This window comes from Paenibacillus sp. FSL R5-0766 (assembly GCF_037971845.1).
In the GTDB taxonomy this organism is placed as follows: domain Bacteria; phylum Bacillota; class Bacilli; order Paenibacillales; family Paenibacillaceae; genus Paenibacillus.
In genome coordinates this window covers 6,468,148-6,487,915 of the sequence record NZ_CP150227.1, presented here as the reverse complement: position 1 = coordinate 6,487,915, position 19,768 = coordinate 6,468,148, and the positions used below count along the sequence as shown (strand labels likewise).

Annotated in this window: 17 protein-coding genes; 5 read left to right on the top strand and 12 right to left on the bottom strand. The window is 46.8% G+C overall.

Features of this window, described 5'->3' with window-relative positions; genetic code table 11:
• Nucleotides 1–56: 56 nt before the first annotated feature.
• The 3 genes from MKY66_RS28015 to MKY66_RS28005 form a co-directional block, all read right to left on the bottom strand.
• Entirely contained in the window at nt 57–551 is a 495-nt protein-coding gene (locus tag MKY66_RS28015) for an SMI1/KNR4 family protein (protein ID WP_256704154.1), read from the bottom strand.
• 421 nt (nt 552–972) lie between these two features.
• The gene (locus MKY66_RS28010) at nt 973–1,743 is read right to left on the bottom strand and encodes a class III extradiol ring-cleavage dioxygenase (RefSeq protein ID WP_076209696.1); all 771 of its coding nucleotides are present in this window, start codon (nt 1,741–1,743) and stop codon (nt 973–975) included.
• On the bottom strand, nt 1,743–2,417 hold the full coding sequence (locus tag MKY66_RS28005; protein WP_076209697.1) for an alpha/beta hydrolase-fold protein: 675 nt from the start codon (nt 2,415–2,417) through the stop codon (nt 1,743–1,745). Before MKY66_RS28005 ends, MKY66_RS28010 begins: the two co-directional genes overlap by 1 nt.
• Nucleotides 2,418–2,646: 229 nt before the next feature.
• On the opposite strand from MKY66_RS28005, the gene MKY66_RS28000 reads away from it, so the two are divergent.
• Together MKY66_RS28000 and MKY66_RS27995 are read left to right on the top strand one after the other, a co-directional pair.
• On the top strand, nt 2,647–3,012 hold the full coding sequence (locus MKY66_RS28000) for a glyoxalase superfamily protein (RefSeq protein ID WP_076209698.1): 366 nt from the start codon (nt 2,647–2,649) through the stop codon (nt 3,010–3,012).
• A 67-nt stretch (nt 3,013–3,079) separates the two neighbouring features.
• Nucleotides 3,080–3,619, top strand: a complete 540-nt coding sequence (locus MKY66_RS27995; RefSeq protein ID WP_076209699.1) for an XRE family transcriptional regulator — start codon at nt 3,080–3,082, stop codon at nt 3,617–3,619.
• Nucleotides 3,620–3,911: 292 nt separating this feature from the next.
• Here the strand turns inward: MKY66_RS27995 and MKY66_RS27990 are convergent, their stop codons facing one another.
• From MKY66_RS27990 to MKY66_RS27970, 5 genes are all read right to left on the bottom strand, one after another.
• On the bottom strand, nt 3,912–4,631 hold the full coding sequence (locus tag MKY66_RS27990; RefSeq protein ID WP_076209700.1) for a 3-ketoacyl-ACP reductase: 720 nt from the start codon (nt 4,629–4,631) through the stop codon (nt 3,912–3,914).
• A gap of 77 nt (nt 4,632–4,708) precedes the next feature.
• Nucleotides 4,709–5,608, bottom strand: a complete 900-nt coding sequence (locus tag MKY66_RS27985) for a DUF4097 family beta strand repeat-containing protein (RefSeq protein WP_076209701.1) — start codon at nt 5,606–5,608, stop codon at nt 4,709–4,711.
• Nucleotides 5,605–6,198, bottom strand: coding sequence for a DUF1700 domain-containing protein (locus MKY66_RS27980; RefSeq protein WP_076209702.1), 594 nt, complete (start codon nt 6,196–6,198; stop codon nt 5,605–5,607). Before MKY66_RS27980 ends, MKY66_RS27985 begins: the two co-directional genes overlap by 4 nt.
• Entirely contained in the window at nt 6,191–6,520 is a 330-nt protein-coding gene (locus MKY66_RS27975; protein ID WP_036667851.1) for a PadR family transcriptional regulator, read from the bottom strand. Before MKY66_RS27975 ends, MKY66_RS27980 begins: the two co-directional genes overlap by 8 nt.
• Nucleotides 6,521–6,818: 298 nt before the next feature.
• Nucleotides 6,819–8,363: an FAD-dependent oxidoreductase gene (locus MKY66_RS27970; protein ID WP_076209703.1), complete on the bottom strand. Its 1,545-nt coding sequence runs from the start codon at nt 8,361–8,363 to the stop codon at nt 6,819–6,821.
• Between the two features lie 369 nt (nt 8,364–8,732).
• Here MKY66_RS27970 and MKY66_RS27965 point away from each other — a divergent pair, with 369 nt between their 5' ends.
• Entirely contained in the window at nt 8,733–11,555 is a 2,823-nt protein-coding gene (locus MKY66_RS27965) for a glycoside hydrolase family 3 C-terminal domain-containing protein (RefSeq protein ID WP_076209704.1), read from the top strand.
• A gap of 152 nt (nt 11,556–11,707) precedes the next feature.
• Here the strand turns inward: MKY66_RS27965 and MKY66_RS27960 are convergent, their stop codons facing one another.
• The 3 genes from MKY66_RS27960 to MKY66_RS27950 form a co-directional block, all read right to left on the bottom strand.
• Nucleotides 11,708–12,547, bottom strand: a complete 840-nt coding sequence (locus MKY66_RS27960; protein WP_076209705.1) for a methyl-accepting chemotaxis protein — start codon at nt 12,545–12,547, stop codon at nt 11,708–11,710.
• A gap of 216 nt (nt 12,548–12,763) precedes the next feature.
• Nucleotides 12,764–13,273 carry an anaerobic ribonucleoside-triphosphate reductase activating protein gene (gene nrdG, locus MKY66_RS27955; RefSeq protein ID WP_076209706.1) on the bottom strand — a complete coding sequence of 170 codons (510 nt, stop codon included), beginning with the start codon at nt 13,271–13,273 and terminating at the stop codon, nt 12,764–12,766.
• Nucleotides 13,270–15,231 (bottom strand): anaerobic ribonucleoside triphosphate reductase, encoded by a 1,962-nt coding sequence (locus tag MKY66_RS27950; RefSeq protein WP_076209707.1) that lies wholly within the window; start codon nt 15,229–15,231, stop codon nt 13,270–13,272. The genes nrdG and MKY66_RS27950 overlap by 4 nt, the downstream gene beginning before the upstream one ends.
• Nucleotides 15,232–15,712: 481 nt before the next feature.
• Between MKY66_RS27950 and MKY66_RS27945 the strand changes: the two genes are divergently transcribed.
• Both MKY66_RS27945 and MKY66_RS27940 read left to right on the top strand, forming a co-directional pair.
• The gene (locus tag MKY66_RS27945; RefSeq protein WP_076209708.1) at nt 15,713–17,350 is read left to right on the top strand and encodes a histidine kinase dimerization/phospho-acceptor domain-containing protein; all 1,638 of its coding nucleotides are present in this window, start codon (nt 15,713–15,715) and stop codon (nt 17,348–17,350) included.
• A 156-nt stretch (nt 17,351–17,506) separates the two neighbouring features.
• The gene (locus tag MKY66_RS27940; protein ID WP_076209709.1) at nt 17,507–18,445 is read left to right on the top strand and encodes an aldo/keto reductase family protein; all 939 of its coding nucleotides are present in this window, start codon (nt 17,507–17,509) and stop codon (nt 18,443–18,445) included.
• A gap of 143 nt (nt 18,446–18,588) precedes the next feature.
• On the opposite strand, the gene MKY66_RS27935 is transcribed toward MKY66_RS27940, so the two are convergent.
• The gene (locus tag MKY66_RS27935; protein WP_076209710.1) at nt 18,589–19,701 is read right to left on the bottom strand and encodes a diguanylate cyclase; all 1,113 of its coding nucleotides are present in this window, start codon (nt 19,699–19,701) and stop codon (nt 18,589–18,591) included.
• Nucleotides 19,702–19,768 lie beyond the last annotated feature (67 nt).

Here is a 19,768-nt window from a genome sequence, read left to right as displayed (position 1 = left end):
TCCAACAGTTCCGTAAACGTCCCAGCGACATAATATACAAAATCCGGATCATGTACTTACATAATAATCTGCCCGACGGTTCCTTGCTCTGTCGGATCAAAATCGAACATCAGATACAGTGAACCGCCTCCAAGCTTGCCAAACGTGATCCATTTCTTTTGAAAAAGGTAGGGTTTGATTCGAGGATCAAGCTCACGGATCTCTTCTTCGGTAAAATAATCATCCATGCGGTTCTCCACCAGCGTGGACTGCTCCTTTTGAATCTTCTCCAGGGATAACAGGTAAAATGGCTCGGATTCCCGTCCTTCCTCAAGACTTGGATACAACACGTGAAAGCCATATCCACTGCCGTTTTTTCGTTTGTAGAATGCACAAAAATCAGTGGGCAAACGAACACCATGTTCCTGCTCGAATGCGTCGAGCTGCTCATCCGTCACGCCTTCAAACTCGCGATATGCCTCCAAGAGCTCCCGGTTTTCCTCATCCTGTACCTTCTCCTCCAGCAACATATCCAGTTCATCCATCAATTCATATATACGCTGTTCTGGCATCCAATTCCCTCCGTATGAGCTATTCAGATAATATGGTGAGTGATAAGCGAGCAAACTGTGCCTGATTTCACCTCATATTATAGTTATAATCCGGAAAAGCACACAAGAAACTAGAGTTTTGTCTTACATGCTCCGATGGTCTCATCATTTAAAGGCGGTAACAACAAATAAAGCGTGAGTAACAGGGGCATTCCCTGTAACTCACGCTAGTTATTTATCTACTTTATAAATGAAACTAATCTTTTACACGAAAACGTAGAGGGCAGAAATAACCTGAAGAAGCGAAGTGTTCGCCTTTATCCCCAGATTTTCACCTTTATATAAAGTAAATAAAAAAATCTGGGGATAACAGCGATCGGAAGGTTGTTCTGTCATCGGAGTAACGAGTGTAAATACTTTAGTTCGTTTTACATCGTCCTCTTTATTCAAACTTCCAACAGGACAAGCTCAGATTGCCATACTGATAGGCTTTGAACAGGAGCGATGCCTGCTTGTTCTGATCTCCCGCACCCATGGCGAGTAACAGCGGTACAAAATGCTCCGGCGTAGGCACGGCGGCTTGAGCTGAAGGTGCCAGTTTATCATAGGAGAAGAGAGACTCCGTATCCCAACTCACCAGCTTGTCATGTAACCAGTTGTCGAACTCCGATGCCCACGGGTCAACGCCGTCACTTTCCCAGTTCAATCGACGTAGATTGTGGACGGTTCCGCCGCTGCCAATGACGAGAATGTCTTGCTCACGCAAGGAAGCGAGCGCTTGTCCGACCTGATATTGCTGCTCACCTGTCAGATAGCGATTCACGGACAAGGCGACTACGGGAATATCCGCATCTGGGTAGAGCAGGCGCAGAACGACCCAAGCGCCGTGATCCAGGCCACGAACGTCATCCGTTTGTACCGGAATCCCGGCTTCTGTGAATAAACGCTCCACCTCGGCTGTGGTCTCTGCCTGTCCTTGAGCTGGATACTTGATCTGGTACAGCTCTGGCTGGAAACCGCCGAAATCATAAATGGTCTCATAGTTGGCTACCGAGGATACAAGCTGAGTTGTGGATTCCCAGTGAGCAGAGAACAATACAATTGCTTTGGGTTTCGGCAGTTCCTGTCCAAGTTTCTGCAAAAATTCAGTGTACACATTCTCCTCCAGTGCCAGTGATGGGGCACCGTGAGCAACAAACAGGGATGGCATCATTATGAATTCAGTCCTTTCGAGTCCTCGGTAGTCAGATTTGCATCCGTCCGAAGCCAGTGTTGAAATTGTTGATATAGATCGGGGGTCACTTGGTGCCCACCGTTGTAAGGTACATATGTGACGTGATTGGTATGTTGACGGAAGAAATTGGCGTTATATTCCCCCAGTTGCAGCGGGAATAGATGATCCTGATCCCCATGCGAGATGAACACAGACAGCTCCGAATCGGGTTGCAGCTTGTACTCGTCTTTCACAAATTGCGGGATGTACCCACTCATCGCTACAATGCCTTTAATTGCATCTCCCATAATCAGCGATAAAGTCATCGCCATAATGGCGCCCTGGCTGAATCCGGCGATATAACGCCGTGTGGGATCAATAGCATATTTGGCAGACAGATCAACAATCAATTGTTGCAGTCCCTGAACGGAGGCATCATACAATTCACGGATGGGGTTGCCAATGCTTTTAATCTGAAAATAAGCATAACCACTACCCTGAACGATAGGCCCACGGATGGCAACAATAATAAAATCAGACTGCATAGGCTCCATTAAACGAAGCATATCCTGTTCATCTGACCCCATGCCATGTAAGGCGAAAATGACAGGATAACGTTGATCTGGATTGTAATGAGACGGTAATCGGACTTCATGTATATAAGGAGAATTCATTGAAAACACCACCTGAAGAGGAATGAGTTAAATATATCTTTTCTGACAATAAAGTTCACCAATATGAAATAAATATTCTTATTTATGAACAAAATTTATCATGGTTTCATTGTAGGGTCAATACTTTTTTTGTATGATGAATATATGTTGTTTATAAAAAATCTTGAATGGTTCTACAATAAATGCCGCTGCGCATGGTTCATATCTTATTCCCGAGGACGTGATCAGGATGTTAAAGAGTATCGTGCCTATTTTGAGAATATTTGATGAAAATAAAGCTAGAGAGTTTTACCTTGAATACCTCGGTTTCCAATTGGATTGGGAACATCGATTTGAGCAAGATATGCCCTTATATATGCAGATTTCACTCGATTCCATCGTGATTCATTTATCCGAACATCATGGAGATTGTACACCTGGAGCTGCCTTGCGCGTGGAAACAGATAACTTGGATACATTCCATGGTGCACTTCGTCAGAAAGAGTACAAAAATGCGAGACCCGGTATAGAGGAGACCCCATGGCAATCAAGAGAAATGACCGTGACAGATCCGTTTGGCAATCGGATTATATTTGTTGAGACAAGCGCCGAATAGATAACCTGAAGTAGCTAAGCTTACGTCTGGTGTCTTATATAGATCAATAGAAGGGGAGGGACGCAATATGGATATTGGCTTGGCTATTCGTACGATCCGCAAACAGAAACAGATTACGATCATGCAGATGTGCGAGGGAACCGGTTTGTCCAAAGGTTTTATCAGCAACGTGGAAAACAACAAAACGTCACCTTCCATTGCTACGCTTGAAAGTATTGCGGATTATCTGGAAGTGCCACTTCCTTATTTGCTGCTGACACCGGAGCAACGGATGAATGTGGTACGTAAGAACGAGCGCAAGGAGACGACAGCCGGAAGCGGACAGATCAAAGTGCAGCAGCTTACAGCCAAAGGTGCAATGCGTATGTCCATTGTGGAGTTACCGCCGGGTGCTTCGACCGGGGTGAGCAAACATGCCGGAGAGGAAAGCCATCTGGTGTTGCAGGGCAAGATTCGTGCGGAGCAATGCGAAGATGTGGAAATTCTTGAAGTGGGTGATTCGTTTACCTGGAATGCGATCGTGCCCCATGAAGTGACCAATATCGGTGAGGAGCCTGCGGTGGTGCTCATTGCGGTGTCCAAAGAATTGGGTCTGGATCATTTGTAAAATACAAAAAGGACGGCTCCCAAGTCATGAACATGCGAACCTGCATACATGTACAATGGGAAACGTCCTTTTATATTTCTAACGAACTGAGCGAGCCCTATTAGATGATTCTAAGCAGATCTCGAGATGTAACGAATCTCAGACGCTTTATTTCACTGCTGTGTGTGTAATTTGGCTACATTCCACAGACTTCTGGCGAAATAACGTCGCAGAGATTCGTTACGTTTCTCATTTCCTGCAAAAGAGCACAATAAGGTGCGAGAGATTCCGTAGAATGATCAGCAGCCTCTGTCTATTGCGGATTAGTCGTCCAGATGCCTGCTGCTTTGACAAAGACACGGTCGGACAGCTTGAGCGTTGCGAGTGCAAGTTCAGCTACATCTTCCGCTTGCATCATGCGATCTTCGTCGCCAATTTTCAGTCCGGCATTGGTCGCAAGCTCCGTATTAACGGTGCTTGGAGTCAGTGCTGTCACACGAATGTTGGACTTACGCACTTCCTGCATCAGAGATTCGGTCATGCCGAGTAGTGCAAACTTGGATGCACAGTATGCCGAACCTGTAGCGAATCCGCGTTCACCTGCAGTGGAAGCAATATTGATAATGCTGCCGCTACTTTCCTTGATCATGCTCGGAAGGACAGCGCGTGTAACGTAATATGTACCCATAACGTTCACCTGCAGGATGCGCTCCCACTCTTCCGGCTCCATCTCCATGAACGTCCCGAACTTTCCGATCCCCGCATTATTGATAAGGATATCCACCGCACCGAGTTCCATCTCGATGGCTGCTACAGCGGCTTCCGCCTGCGTGCGATCCGAGATATCTGCTACAGCACTGGTTACTTTTACACCGTATTCTTGACTAAGTGACTGTTGCAGAGCCTGAAGATCGGAAGCGGTACGTGCAATAAGGCCAAGGTGCACACCTTCTTTGGCAAGTGCCTCAGCAATCGCACGTCCGATACCTTTACCAGCACCTGTGATGATCGCTGTTTTATTTTTAAGTTCCATGTGGGTAATTCCTCCTTAGAATTGGACTGGCATCTGATTATACTATATTACCCACAGTTCGGAAATTTGCTTCATCACTATTTGGTAATCTCGATGCTGCCAGAAGAAGTACGGGCCTTGATCACTTCCCGGCTCACCATTGGCGATTCAGGTACATCTACACTTCCGGAAGTAGCCTTAGCGTCATAGATTCCGTCAAAATCAGGTGCAGCTTGAATGAAAATATCTCCTGATGTTCCAGACGCATTAATCGGGGCAGGATGGGACTGTTCAATATGAATGCTACCCGAAGTGAATTGAACATCGGCTGCACCGTTTAATTCAGTGATCTCAATATCTCCTGATTTAATCTTACTGTTCACTTGACCGGCAATCTGATCTGCCGTGAAGCTTCCGGATGTCTGTTTCACGGTCATGTCTCCATTGATCATGGAAGCGTTAATGTCACCCGAAGTTAGAACCAATTCAATATTGGGCGCCTTGATGTTTTCCAGACGTATGGAACCTGAGGTGGTGTTCAGCTCAAGCTGATTGGCATTTAAACCTGTCAGATCCCAGTCACTTGAAGAAGAATCCAGCTTAACCTCATTTAATTGGTGTCCTTCGGGCAGGGCCACAGTTATTGTGGAGTCTTGATCATTCCAATACAGGGTGAAAAATTGTAATCGTTCACGTTCTGTCTGAGACAGTTGGAATGTGCCGTTGGATAAAGTGGCTTGTTCGAAGCTTTTGACTACGGCAGAGTCCCATTTGCCATCCACTTCGATATAACCATTCGAATCCGGGCTTACAACAAATTCAATATCTGCACTGAAATTAGCATTCATGATAATGTTCTGCAATTCATCTGCTTTGAAATCCCATCGTTTAGAATAATGCTCCCGTTCATCCCCGAACTGAACGCCATAGATGGATGTACCAAGTAAACCTATTCCGATACATATCACGGCGAGTGCAAGCCATTTTTTGGTACTCATGCGGAAACATCTCCTTTCATCGTGTTTTTATTCCATCTAATATATTGAAGAGTGACGATTTTGAAGGCTCTAAAGACATACTTCGATGTGATAGCAAACAAAATGCCGACACCGAAAGCGCCAATCGCAACGAAAATTTCCGGTTTATCGAGTTGCCCCAGGAATACAAAGTCCACAACTGCTGCCACAGGAGCCAATACCAGCAAGGAAAGGCTGGCAATAACAAGCCATACCGACCACATCATGAGACCAAGAGGAATGCCAAGAATCAGATTCAGGAATAACAGGCCGATGGCTGTGAAAAATTTGCGAGTGGCTCTGGTGCTGTTTCTAGGTGACCGCATTTCGCGATACGTCGGTGCATAGAACGCATCTGAACCCGGCGTATGAATGTCATAACGATCACCGAGTGCTTCCTTGGCGATCTCTTCCGGGTGTCCCAGTTCCCGAGCAATCTCTTCTTCCAGCCGGCCTTCTCGTAGTCCAAGCTCGAAATGTTGATCATAGTCGGCGAGCAACTCAGCCCTTTCGAACGGGTCCATCGGCCGTAGATGAACTTCCATGGCTTTCATAAATTGTTGTCTATTCATTAGGGATTCCTTCCTCAATCAGATTTGCGACATTGCGCACAAATTCATTCCATTCTGTTGTCAGTGCCGTCATGTAATCGCGACCTGTATCGGATAGTCGGTAATACTTGCGCGGCGGTCCTTCGCTTGATTCTTGCAGGTAGGTGGTGCAGTAACCGTCATTCACAAGCCGGCGAAGCAAGGGATACAGTGCACCTTCAGCAACTTCGATATGTTTGGAGACCGCCTGAGCCAGTTCGTAGCCATACCGATCCTGGCGGTTAATTAATACCAGGACGCACAGCTCCAATACTCCTTTTTTGAACTGGATGTTCACATTCACACAGGTTCCTCCTTCGTAGCTTCATTTATAGCTAGTGTATATTGTTCAGTAGTGGTGAAGTCATCATAGCATCCAGTACTGTTTAATGCAAGGTAGTGACTTTAAAATAGTTCCGTATCACGATTTATCGATCATAAGTTCGTTTAATGCGAATACTTAGCCGAGGCTGTCTGTTTAGCTATATAATTCAGCATACGCAAAAACCGGATCGGTTGCTTCCGTCTGAAGGCGGATTCCGATCCGGTCTGTGAGATGAACTTTGGTTTCTTTGGTTTACAGGTGAATCGCTAAATGTCGGTTATTCTTGTGCATCCAGAACTTTAAGGTCTTCCACAGCAGGGCCCTCAATCACATGGCCTGCATAATTGAAGCGGGAACCATGGCATGGGCAATCCCACGAACGCTCGCCCTCGTTCCATTCGACTTCGCACCCCAGATGGGTGCAGGTGGTATCCACGAGAAACAGCTTGCCACTGGTGTCTTTGTAGGCACCAGCCCGTTTGCCATTATGTCGAACGACAGCTCCTTCGTCTTCACCAATATCGCTAACATTTTTGTGCACAATGCCTACTTTACCGGAGATTAATTCCTTGGCTACATTCATATTTTCCACAATAAAGTGTTTCATGCCAGGATCAGCCTTGAATCTTGCCGGATCGAATATGGCAGCATGAGGGTTGTCACGTCCAGTGATGCGATCCGCAAGAATGTGTCCTGCCATTGTACCAGTCGTCATACCCCATTTGGCAAACCCGGTCGCCACATAGACACGTTCATGTCTTCCGGTAATCGGTCCGATGTAGGGCACCTTGTCGATAGAGATCAGATCCTGGGCTGACCAGCGAAAAGGGATGTTGCGGATGCCAAATGTCTCCGCTGCGAACTGCTCGAGTCGTTCATAATGACCGAAGGTGCAGATGCCTTGTCCGGTTTTGTGATTTTCGCCGCCAAAGAGGATAAGTTCCTTACCGTCATGTAAGACGGTACGCAAGGAGCGGGACGGTGTATCGTCCGAGATGTACATGCCGCCGGCATAGGGTTTCTCCGGTTCGACTAATACGGCGTAGGATCGTTCCGCATGTAACCGCGTGAAATAGAATCCGGGATCATAGACAGGGAAATGAGAAGCTACAACAACATGTTCTGCTGTTACAGATGGGCCATCGCCATAGGTTCGTACATGCAGAGAAGCATCTTCCTCTACATCTGTAACTGTCGTATGCTCATAGATCTGTACCCCTTGTTTCACAGCGGAATCGAGCAAGTAGTGGAGGTAGGCCAGCGGATCATATCGTGCCTGACCCGGCATGCGAATACCTGCCCTTGCGGGAACAGGAATAGGGAGTGGGTCTACCCACTCACCAGGGATGTTGAGTTTGCCATAGGCGGTCAGCTCGATCTCCAGTTTTTTGATGTTTTCCTCTGATTGAATGTAGACGTAGGCATCTTCCTCTGCCCACTGGCAATCAATCTGTTTTTCCTTCACCAGATTGCGCATCCACTTCGCGGCATCGGCATTACCTTCATAGTACATTCGAGCCTGTTCTTGTCCGAAATGATGCATAATTTCATCAAATATGACACCGTGTTGTGCAGATACCTTGGCAGTGGTATGACCGGTCGTGCCATCCAACACTTTTCCAGCCTCCAGCACGACTACACGCATACCCGTCTGTGCCAGCAGATAAGCGGTGGTAATGCCTGCAATACCGGCACCGATAATGGCCACATCAGCGGTAATATCTTCTGTCAGTTTCGGATAGCTATCGAATTCATGCGTAGCACGCCACAGTGATTCGGGGACCGGGGGCAGACCCGTCTTGGGCTGCTGATTGTCGCTCATTTTTTTTCCTCCTTGATTATCTTCAATCTATCGAATGGGATGTTGTTCAGCGCACATCGTTGTACTCTTATTCATGATTGCCAGACTATGCCAGGAAAAAACGGTGTTGTTTAGATTTTGCAGAGGTGATGTTCACAATTTCCTGCATAGAACCTCTGTTTTTTTTGTTAAACATGCTATATGATAGGATTACCGAAATCGTTTTAGGTTTTGAAAAGGGGACCAGGTTTTACACCTGTAAACGTTGATTGTATAAGGATTAATCTATCTATTGGAAGAAAGATTTCATCCGAATTAACCCCCGTTTTTTCTTGATATATGTATTCGCTATCATTTTAATTAACTACCGATAACCAAAGGAGATTCTATATGACCACCAACCAAACGAAATATCCGTTTCAAGATACAGCACTAGAGTTAGACACCCGTGTGAGGGACCTTGTATCCCGCTTGACGGAAGATGAAAAAATTGAATCCATGCTGCAATATCAACCGGCAGTAGACCGTTTGGGTGTGCCTGCATACAAACACGGAACAGAAGCTGCCCACGGCTTGGCCTGGCTTGGAGAAGCAACATCTTTCCCACAACCGGTGGGGCTGGCATGCACATGGGATGCGGATTTGATGAAGGAGATTGGCTCCGTGCTTGGAGACGAGGCACGTGTATTTTATAAACGCAATCCGGCAGTGAACGGTCTTACCCTGTGGGCACCTACAGTAGATATGGAACGTGACCCGCGCTGGGGACGGAATGAAGAGGCGTATGGTGAAGATCCGGAACTGACAGCCGAGCTGACAACAGCATTGGTCAAAGGAATTCAGGGCGACCATCCGAAGTATTACAAAGCGGTCGCTACCTTGAAGCATTTTCTTGCGAATAATAACGAAGTGGATCGCGGAAGCGGTTCGTCCAGCATTGATCCGCGCAACATGCGTGAATATTATCTGAAAGCGTTCGAGAAGCCATTTAAAGAAGGCGGCGCACAGTCCATGATGACAGCGTACAACTCCATTAATGGTACGCCAGCGTTGTTGCATCCTTTTGTGAACGAGATTGTCAAAGGCGAATGGGGCATGGATGGTTTCGTTGTCAGTGATGCAGGCGATGTAATGGGCATCATGAATGATCATAAATACTATGATTCCCACACACCAGGTACGGTAGAGTCCGTTAAAGCTGGAATTGATAGCATCACCGATGATGCTGAGCTGTCCAAACAGGCACTACGTGAAGGATTGGAACAAGGTACGCTCACGATGGATGACATCGATAAGGCGTTGTTCAATACGTTCCGTGTGCGTTTCCGTCTAGGCGAGTTCGATCCGGAAGAGGGCAATCCGTACGCTGCTATTGGTGAAGAGTCCATGATGACGGAGAAAGCAAAAGAACTGTCGCTCAGAGCCGCAAGAGAACAAGTGGTATTGCTCAAAAACGACAAAGGAACGCTCCCGCTGGACAAAACAAAAGCTGGTAAAGTGGCTGTGATTGGTCAATTGGGCGGAACCGTCTATCGTGACTGGTATGCAGGCACCATGCCTTATAACGTATCCCCGCTTGAAGCGATCTGTGGCAAAGTAGGCAGCGATAAAGTATCATTCAAGGATGGTAATGATCGTATTACGTTAACTTCCATAGCCAATGGGAAGAAAATTGGACTGGCAGAAGGTGAGAAATCACCTGTGATTGCTTCGGGAGAAGCGGAGACGTTCATGGTTTCCGACTGGGGCTTCGGAAGTTATACATTACAGGCGGAAAGCAACGGCAAATATCTGACCACAGATGAAGAGACCGTAACGGCTTCCGCTGATGAAGTGTACGGCTGGTTCGTGAAGGAAGTATTCCACCTGTTGCCACAACAGGACGGAAGTGTAGGTCTGACCACTTGGAATGGCAAAACGGTGACTGCACCTAATGGTGGAAACGATGCATTCGTAGTGTCCGAAGAACTGAAAACCTTTGGTGCCACAGAGACGTTCAAGCAGGATGTGTTTGTGAACGGACTTGAAGAAGCGGTAGCAGCGGCTAAGGCTGCGGAAACGGCGATTGTCTTTGTTGGTAATAATCCCCTTGTAAATGGTAAAGAAGAGATTGACCGTCCAAGTCTGGATCTCGCCGAATCCCAGCAACGTCTGGTTGAGGCGGTCTATGCCGCGAACCCGAACACGGTAGTTGTCATCGTGGGTAGTTATCCGTTCACATCGAATTGGGTTCAGGAGAACATCCCGGCGGTATTGTATACTTCACACGCAGGACAGGAACTGGGTAACGCAGTAGCAGACGTACTCTATGGCGACTATGCGCCTGCAGGCCGTTTGAACATGACATGGGTACAATCAGCAGATCAACTGACCGACATCAAGGATTACGATATCATTCAATCCGGTCGGACATATCAATATTTTGAAGGTAATGTATTGTATCCGTTTGGACATGGTCTGACGTATGCAACGTTTAAATACAGCAATTTGGAACTTAGCCCAGCTCAAGTGGGTACAGAGGGCAACGTTACGGTAACTGTAGATGTGACCAATACCGGTACAATCGCCAGTGACGAAGTTGTACAGTTGTACGTTCGTGCAGGCAAATCGCGGGTGAAACGTCCACTCAAAACGTTAAAAGGATTCCGTCGTCTTCATGTCGAAGCGGGAGCTACAGCGAAAGTCAGCTTCACCTTGCCTGTTCAGGAACTGGCAATCTGGGATGTAACTCGTGATCGGTATGTCGTGGAAAGTGGAACTTACTCCATCATGGTTGCCAAGTCATCCTCTGATGTTCAGCTGGTTGCAGACCTGACGGTAGAAGGAGAGATAATCCCTGCTCGTAATCTGGCTGTGGCTACTCGTGCAGAGAATTATGATGCTTACCTGGGTGTTGATCTGGATGAGAGCAAAGAGGGCGGAAGTGCTGTCCGTGTAGTTGGAGAGCAAGGATGGATTGCCTTCAAGGATGCCGATCTAGGTAATGGGGCAGCAACAATTGAAGCTCGTGTATCCGCGGAACAAGCAGGCGCTGTGTTGGAAGTGCGACTCGGCTCTTCGGAGGGTACGCTAGCAGGACGTGTGGAACTGGCACAGGGCGAAGCCCAACAGTGGTCTACCGTGGAGGCGCAACTTACAGGTGCAGCAGGTACGCAGGATATATATATTGTGCTGTCCGCAGGCGTGCGCATCAGTCACTTTGAGATTCGTTAAGTCAAATAACTCATGAAAAAGCCTCCGAATGCATTCGGAGGCTTTTGTTGGTCTATACACTGGTTGGATCAGGATGCTTCTTCCTGTCCAACTCTTTTATCCTGAGCGGTAACACTAGAATTATACAAAATGCTTTGCCATCGCACGTATTTTTATTTTCCGTCAAACGTAATCATTTTTTGCACAAATTGCTTCAATTGTTTGTTGGTTTCATTCAGTTGCTCAATTGTGCTCATGAAATTGTTTACGAGTTCAGCCTGCTCTTGGGAGCTTGCAGTGATCTCACCAAGTTCATTCTCCATGCCTTGAATGGATTGCCGAACTGAGAGAAGAGAATCTTCAATACGGGCCGTCGCTTCTTTGGTATCCACAGACAGTTTGCGAATTTCTTTGGCAACAACGCCAAAACCTGCACCTGCTTCCCCTACACGAGCAGCTTCAATGGCTGCATTCAAGCCGAGCAGATTGGTTTGTTCGGAGATTTCACGAATGAAGCTGGCGACTTGGGTTACATTTCCTGATTTCTGTACGGCTTGTTTGGAATTATTCCGGATCTCTTCAGTTGTGGCACTGAGTTCCTCGGAGTGTGCAGCTACATGCTGTACACTGTCAATTAACTGGTTGGTCAGATTTTCGGTAGCATCCATGAGCTGTTGCAACTGGTCCTGGTCATCCATACTGTAGAGCAGGTTAAACAGGGCGATGATTTCACCTTGTTCGTTTTTAATGGGAATGAAAGCCACATCAAAAGGAACACCGAACAAATCTTTAGGATAGTGATCGAATCGTTTGACGGTACCGCCGTTGAGATCAGCAAAATTTCGATTTCCATCCAATAGAGGGTCGCCGGGTTGATAATTCAGTTGTTTTAACGATTCCCCTGCTGAGAAATATAGGAATTTTTCACGATCAATCACGGAGAGGGTTACATCCTGACGAATCGTATCTCGAAAGAAAGGCATACATGTAATTAATGCTTGAACAATATCCATATAAAAGATGATTCCTCCCTGATTACCTTATGTAAACGGTTAAATTTTAAATACTAACTTAATAACTACCTATATTATATATCGTCATGCAATAGAGAAGAAAATAGAGAGAATGGATAAAACCTATTTCTTAAAGAAGACCGCTATACGCCAACAAGACACGAGTCCACTGGGGACCCGTGCCTTAATAATTGGTGAGGGGAGTAAAACCAATGTTTACCGCATACTGAGCTGCATTGTAACGATGGTTCGAGTGGCTAGTGTTGCACGGACATCAATCAAACGCTGATTCCGGCTACCCCGGAAGGGAAGGGAGACATCACGCTCCGCTTCAACGTATCGACCGTCAATAATCACATCGCACAACCGGGCAAGCTCCGCTCTCGCAGGGTCGGTAATCAGTTCTTCATATTCAAATCCCGTGTAGGCCCATACCGTCAGATCAGGACGTGCAGCGCGGAGCTGTTGAACCCAAGACGTACATTCTGCTGCCGAGAAAAAGGGATCACCACCACACAACGTAACGCCATCCAGCAATGGATGGGTCGTCACTTCATGCAGAATCTGCTGCTGCCGCTCCTCTGTAAAGGGCTCCCCCGCTCGAAAGCTCCATGAATCCGGACTGAAGCAGCCCGGACAGGCGTGACGACATCCGCTGATGAACAACACAGCACGCAGGCCGGTCCCTTCATTCACCGATTCCGGGATGTAACCATATAGATTCACCGGTGTTTCACCCGATCCCGCACTTCAGCTTGTTTCGCAGCATTGAAGCGTACTTTGTAATCCCCGGTCAGATAGCCCGTTACGCGGCGTAACCGCTGGAAGTGTACATGGTTCTCATGGGCTTCACAGCCTGGGCATACATCCCCGATGACGCCTTCATAACCACATGCAGGACAGCGATCAATCGGGTGATTAATGGAGAAATATCCGATATCCTGTGCCAGTGCATATTGCACGATCCGCAGGAAAGCTGCGGTGTTGGCTCGAACGTTCCCGTCAAGCTCCACATAGGAGATTGCACCCGCATTACATAACGTATGGAACGGGGCCTCCAGTTCAATCTTCCGATAAGCTGGAAGAGTATGGTATACCGGGATATGGAATGAGTTCGTATAATACTCCCGATCATTAACTCCAGGAATGAGGCCATAACGCTCTCTGTCAATCTTTGTGAATTTGCCGGACAACCCTTCAGCAGGTGTGGCAAACAGGGTGATATTCAGGTTATGCTGCTCGCTCATCCGGTCACAGAACTCTCTCATGGTCCGAATAATGTTCAGTGCTTCACGATGTACATGAGTGTCCTGCCCATGATGGCGCCCATAGAGAGCTGTCATACATTCTGCGAGACCGATAAAACCAAGAGATAATGTTCCATGCTTTAAAAGCTCGGCAACCGGCTCGTTCGGGCCAAGCTGTTCTCCACCTTCCCATACACCCTCCCGCATCATGAAGTCCGATGCCTTGGCAGGCTGCAATGTCTGAATTCGGTAGCGGTGCAGCAGGCCGGAAGCGGCATTATGCATAACTGACTCCAAAGCAGTATAGAATCCGGTTCGGTCAGCGACAGCTCTTGCACCTTGGCAAATACCAAACCGGATGCCGAGCTTCACGAGGTTAATGGTGTTGAAGGACAGATTACCTTTACCACTTTGACGATTGCGACCAAACCGGTCAGCCAGTGTACGTGTGCGGCATCCCATTGTTGCAATGATCGTATCCGGATCTTCCCGATGATAGTAGGGCAGATTGAAAGAGGCATCCACATTGACAAAGTTAGGATACATCCGCCGGGATGAACAGGTGACTGCGAGCCGGAACAGATCATAGTTCGGCTCTCCTTGAGCCTGATTGATCCCCTGTTTACATTGGAAAATATGTTGAGGGAACACGGGAGTCTCCCCGTTGCCCAGGCCACGAATGGTTGCTTCCAGCAACGAGCGTGATACCAACCGTCCTTCCGCAGAAGTACATAATCCATAGTTCAGTGAAGTAAATGGAATCTGACCACCCGCCCGGCTGCTCATCGTATTCAGGTTATGAATCAGTGATTCAGCAGCTTGTCCTGTCTCCAATTCAGTCTCTTCATAGGCGAAGGCATATGCCCGCGGACATTGATTCTTCGCTTCGATGCTATCCAGATGAAGCTGTTCATCCCCGATCAGAACATTTTCATCAAAGAGCCGTTGCCCTTTGCGGTAGTGTTTGCGGAACGATCGCTGTACATAAGGGGCCAAATCCCAGTCAATCTTATTGGCCGATACACCGCCATATTGACTGTTCTGCTGGGATTGGAAGATGATCGCAACCAGAGCCATTGCAGACATGATCGTCTGAGGTGTGCGAACCGATCCGTTGCCTGTATTGAAACCCGCAGCAAGAAGACGGTCAAACGGGATAAAGATGCAGTTGGTCGTTCCGAGTGCATACTGATCCAGATCGTGCACGTACAGATCCCCGTTCTCCACAGCTTGAGCAAGCTCTTCCGGCAGCACATGACGCAGAGCATGCCACTTGGCGGTCTCCGAACCGAGTCTGCTCATCTTGCCGCTGAAGGAGTCTCCGTTCAGATTGGCATTTTCCCTCAGCGTATCGGCGTCTTCTGCGCCAATAATTCGTCTTCCCAGGTCGGATAATAGATCGGATGCCGGTGGAGTGGCATACTCAAGCATGTTCATGTAAGGTTCCTCCTAAAATGATTGAATATCATTCAATTTCCGTATAACACTATATGTAGATTCGTCTTATCCATTTATAAACTATATGTGGTTTTTTGGGTGTGATAATGGTCACATAGTTTACAGGACAAAGCGGACTTTCCTTTAATTGCTGTGGATAAAGGTTCCCGAAGTTTGAGTAGAAGCGTATAATTTCTAGTTATCCTGCAAGGATAATATCCGAAGTCGGACAAGATGGACCTTGATCAATCTGAAAAGGCGTTTTGCCATAGTTTTTCGTTTGTTAATCCATCCGTTTAAGAACTGTTTTAACCGCAAATGGGCAATAAACAGGAAGTATGATTCTCTTATACAGCTACGGTGTTAATCATATAAGTATAGATTGTGACAGCTATTCGGATTTTTTGATGAACCCTTGTACGTGATTACACAATTATGATCTACAGATTGGATAGTGCAGCTAAGATAAAAGGGGTGGATCATGGGGACGGCAGAAGGCATTACGAGAGGCTTCTATGAAGATATACAGGAAGCTGCGGCCCATATTGTAGACGTACTAAGTGGTATATTGAAGGTCAATACCATCTTTGTTGCTACGAATGACGGTTTGACGAATGTCATTCTGGAGGCGTTCAATCGCAAGGAAGAATTGATTGTAAAAGGTAGCGAACTTCCATTTGAAGATTCTTACTGCAGCTTGGTATTAAAAGATAAACATGAGAACCTTACAATCCAGAATACATGTGAACATCCGATGACAAGATTCATGGATGTCACGAGCGGGCTCGGCAATCGTTTCTTCGTGGGCGTGCCTATCATGCGAAGATCTGGCGAAACATTCGGGACCATCTGTCTGATGGATAATCCTGATTATGTAATCAGTGAAACCGACATGAAGACGCTGAAGGCGATGGCTGTATTCCTTGGCTATGTTGTGGACCTGGAGAGCACACTGCATCTTCAGGAGCGTAAACTGAGTGATTCGGAACAAATGCAAGAGCAGCTCCAGGCAGAGAAAGAACGAGCTGAATCGGAGGCCATGACCAAATCACAGATGCTCAAGCTGATGAGTCATGAGATTCGCAATCCGTTGAATGGCATTCTGGGACTGACTGATCTGATACGTACACCGGATATGCCTGAGGAGCAGTCAGAATATGTGAATATGATTGAGACGAGCGGCAATATTCTACTTTCTTTGTTGAACAATATGATGAATTTCAACATCAATGAGACAGGTAAAACGGTTATACATGATGATCCATTCGATCTGGTAGGTACAATCGAGAATACGGTCTATCTTTATGCGGGAATTGCGGCTGGCAAGAACATTGAGCTGGGATTAAATCTGGAGCTGAATGTGTCGCAAGTATTCGTTGGTGATGAGATCAAGATCGGACAGTTGCTTGCACATGTCATTCAATACGCTCTCGATTCAACGCGTGAGGGCTCCGTCCTGATCACGGCAGTGGTGAACGGAGAAGACACCGAAGAGACCGGTACACTTCTGCTCAAGGTGAATTACAGAGGTCAGACGTTATCGGATAAGAAGATGCAAACCTTTAACAGCCAAGAAGAGAAGTTGAATATCCAAAAACTGATTGGAAGCAATCTGGGTCTGGCTGTAAGCCAGAATCTTGCCATTCTCATGCATGGCCATATTCAGGTGAGCAGTGTGAAGGAAAATGAGACGGAATTCAACATATCCCTTCCGTTACGCAGATACTGGGAGTTACCTCAACTCGCAAGTGTTCAGCAGCGGTTAAAAGGGAAAAAGGTGTTACTTGCCAAGGACCCTGACATTTTGCAAGGCGTCTCTTCCCTGATGCGTAGGTGGGAGATGGATGTACACATGACCTCGAATTTGACATTAGCGCATGATTGGATCAACAAAGGATTCATGCCTGATGTAGCCGTTGTGGATATGGGATTACTGGAAGGCGGCGCGGTCAATTTTGTACAAGAACTGAAACAGCGACTGGAGGATCTGCCCGTCATTGTTCTTGTTCCTTATGGTATACACATTGAATTGCATGAAGCAGAAGCCTTTGATGCTGTCCTGACGAAGCCAGTCAGACAGGCTGATCTGTTGAATGCATTGAGTATTACTTTGCCTTAAATCATGATCAGAAGACAAATCTTTATTCGGCGCACCTGTTATAGGTGCGTCTCTTTTCATTTTCCATTTTCTGAGGCAAAGCCCTTTTATTCCGAGCTGGTTACGTTACAATAGAAAGTGAACTTCATCTTTATAACCAACAGAGGAGGATGTACATTGGATTATCGCAGATTAGGTGGAAGCGGACTGAAAGTAAGCGAGATCAGCCTGGGAAGCTGGCTGACGTACGGAGGGTATGTGGAACGTGAAAATGCGGTGAAATCAATTGAAACTGCATTTGATGAAGGCATTAACTTTTTTGATACTGCCAATGTATATGAACGGGGTGCAGCAGAAGAACTGCTTGGACAGACGCTCAAAGCGTACTCCCGTGACTCTTATGTACTTGCAACCAAAGTATTTGGCAAAATGGGTGATGGTCCGAATGACCAGGGGTTGTCTCGCAAACATATCAAGGAGCAATGTGAAGCCAGCTTGAAGCGCCTGGGCGTTGAATATGTGGATATCTATTACTGCCATCGTTATCATACCGAAACACCAATTGAAGAAACACTCCGCGCTCTTGATGATCTGGTACGTCAAGGCAAAGTGTTATATGTAGGCGTCAGCCAGTGGACTGCAGCTCAGATGGAAGATGCGCTAGGTACAGCAGATCGTCTGCTCCTCGATCATATCGTGGTCAATCAGCCGGTGTACAACATGTTTGACCGTTATATTGAAAATGAGATTATCCCGCTCGGCGAGCGTAAAGGCATCGGACAAGTTGTATACTCCCCGCTTGCTCAAGGTCTATTGACCGGGAAATATACGTCCGTTTCCGATATCCCGGAGAATAGCCGTGCTGCCAAGCTAGGATGGGACGAAGGAAAGATCAGTGCGGATCGCATCGGGAAAGTTCGTCAGCTGATTGAAGTGGCGGACAAGCTGGATCTGAAGGTTGGCCAACTGGCCCTTGCCTGGATTCTGCGCCAGAACAATGTATCCAGTGCACTTGTAGGGGCGAGTCGTCCTGAGCAGGTAAAAGAGAACGCGGCTGCATCTGGCGTGAAGCTGGATGCTGCCATTATCGAGGAGATTGAGAGCATCCTTGCTTGATCTCCTGTCAGCACAAAAGCTGAGATGATATGTGATGACCATAAAAAAAAGGGATGTCCTGTGCGCCTGAATAGGCGAACGAGATATCCCTCTTTTTATGGAGAACGGTGAAAGGTTAGTTTATTTACCGGTTAGATATTACTTTAAAGTGTAAGAGGCAAGGAACGTAAAGTTAAGGCACACACACGGTTACGCCCTGTATTCTTCGCTTCATATAATGCACGATCGGCCTGTTCGTAGAAATCGTCATCGTCATGATCATCACAATGATCGGGATACACGGCTACACCAATGGAGATGGTTAGACGTGTCGTGTGCCCGTCAGGTAGAGCAAAATGGTATTTCTCTACAGCCTGTCGTATAGATTCGGCGGTAGCCACGGCCTGACGGTGTCCACAGTCGAGCAAGAGAATGGCGAATTCTTCCCCACCGTTTCGTGACACGATATCAGCAGAACGTGCATGCTCAACGAGCAGTTGTCCAAGTTGCTTCAGGACCGCATCGCCGGCGGAATGACCATAGGTGTCGTTCACCTTTTTGAATCGGTCAATATCGATGGCCAGCAAGGACAGCTTTTGTTGGTAATCCCGAGCATGCTGAAGCTCGAATTGAAGTGATTTTTCGAACTGTCTTCGATTGCTCAGGTTGGTAAGATGATCGGTAGATGCTCTTCTTTCCAATAAAAATAACATTTCATTGGATTTATTAATGAATTCTGCGATGAAATAGATAAATAATCCACCGAGAAAAGAAATGGTCATTTGTAACGGATATACCTTCATTAATGAATTCATGCTGTCGGTGTTCAACATAAGGATGATAAAGATTAATGTAATGCCGAGCAGATTCATCGTAATAATTTTGGTCAGTCTGGACCAGGAAGCATAGGCGAAGTATACACCGGACAGTCCGATCAGAGTCATGACAAATCCTGCATCTATGGCAGAGGATGATATGCCAAACATCAGAATACGAAGGACCGAGATCATGAGTCCCGCAACGACCGAAGCCAGTCCTCCCAGATATACCGCTGCGGTAACGATGGCCAGATGCCGTAGATCAACAATCGTAGTCTCGTTCAGAGGGAAAGAATAGTTCATGAGTACTGTGCCATATATACCGAATAATAACCCGCCGATCAACTGAACACGTAACGAGGGAAAAGGCAATCGGATACTATAGAACTTGGCTATGATTCCGGACACATACATAAACGTAATCATGACACAGATATTAATGAAAAAAGTGCTAAACAACCGACATCCCCCCTTTTTACGCACATCTCTATATTTTATCTGAAAAGTGGTGCTGTAGCGAACCATA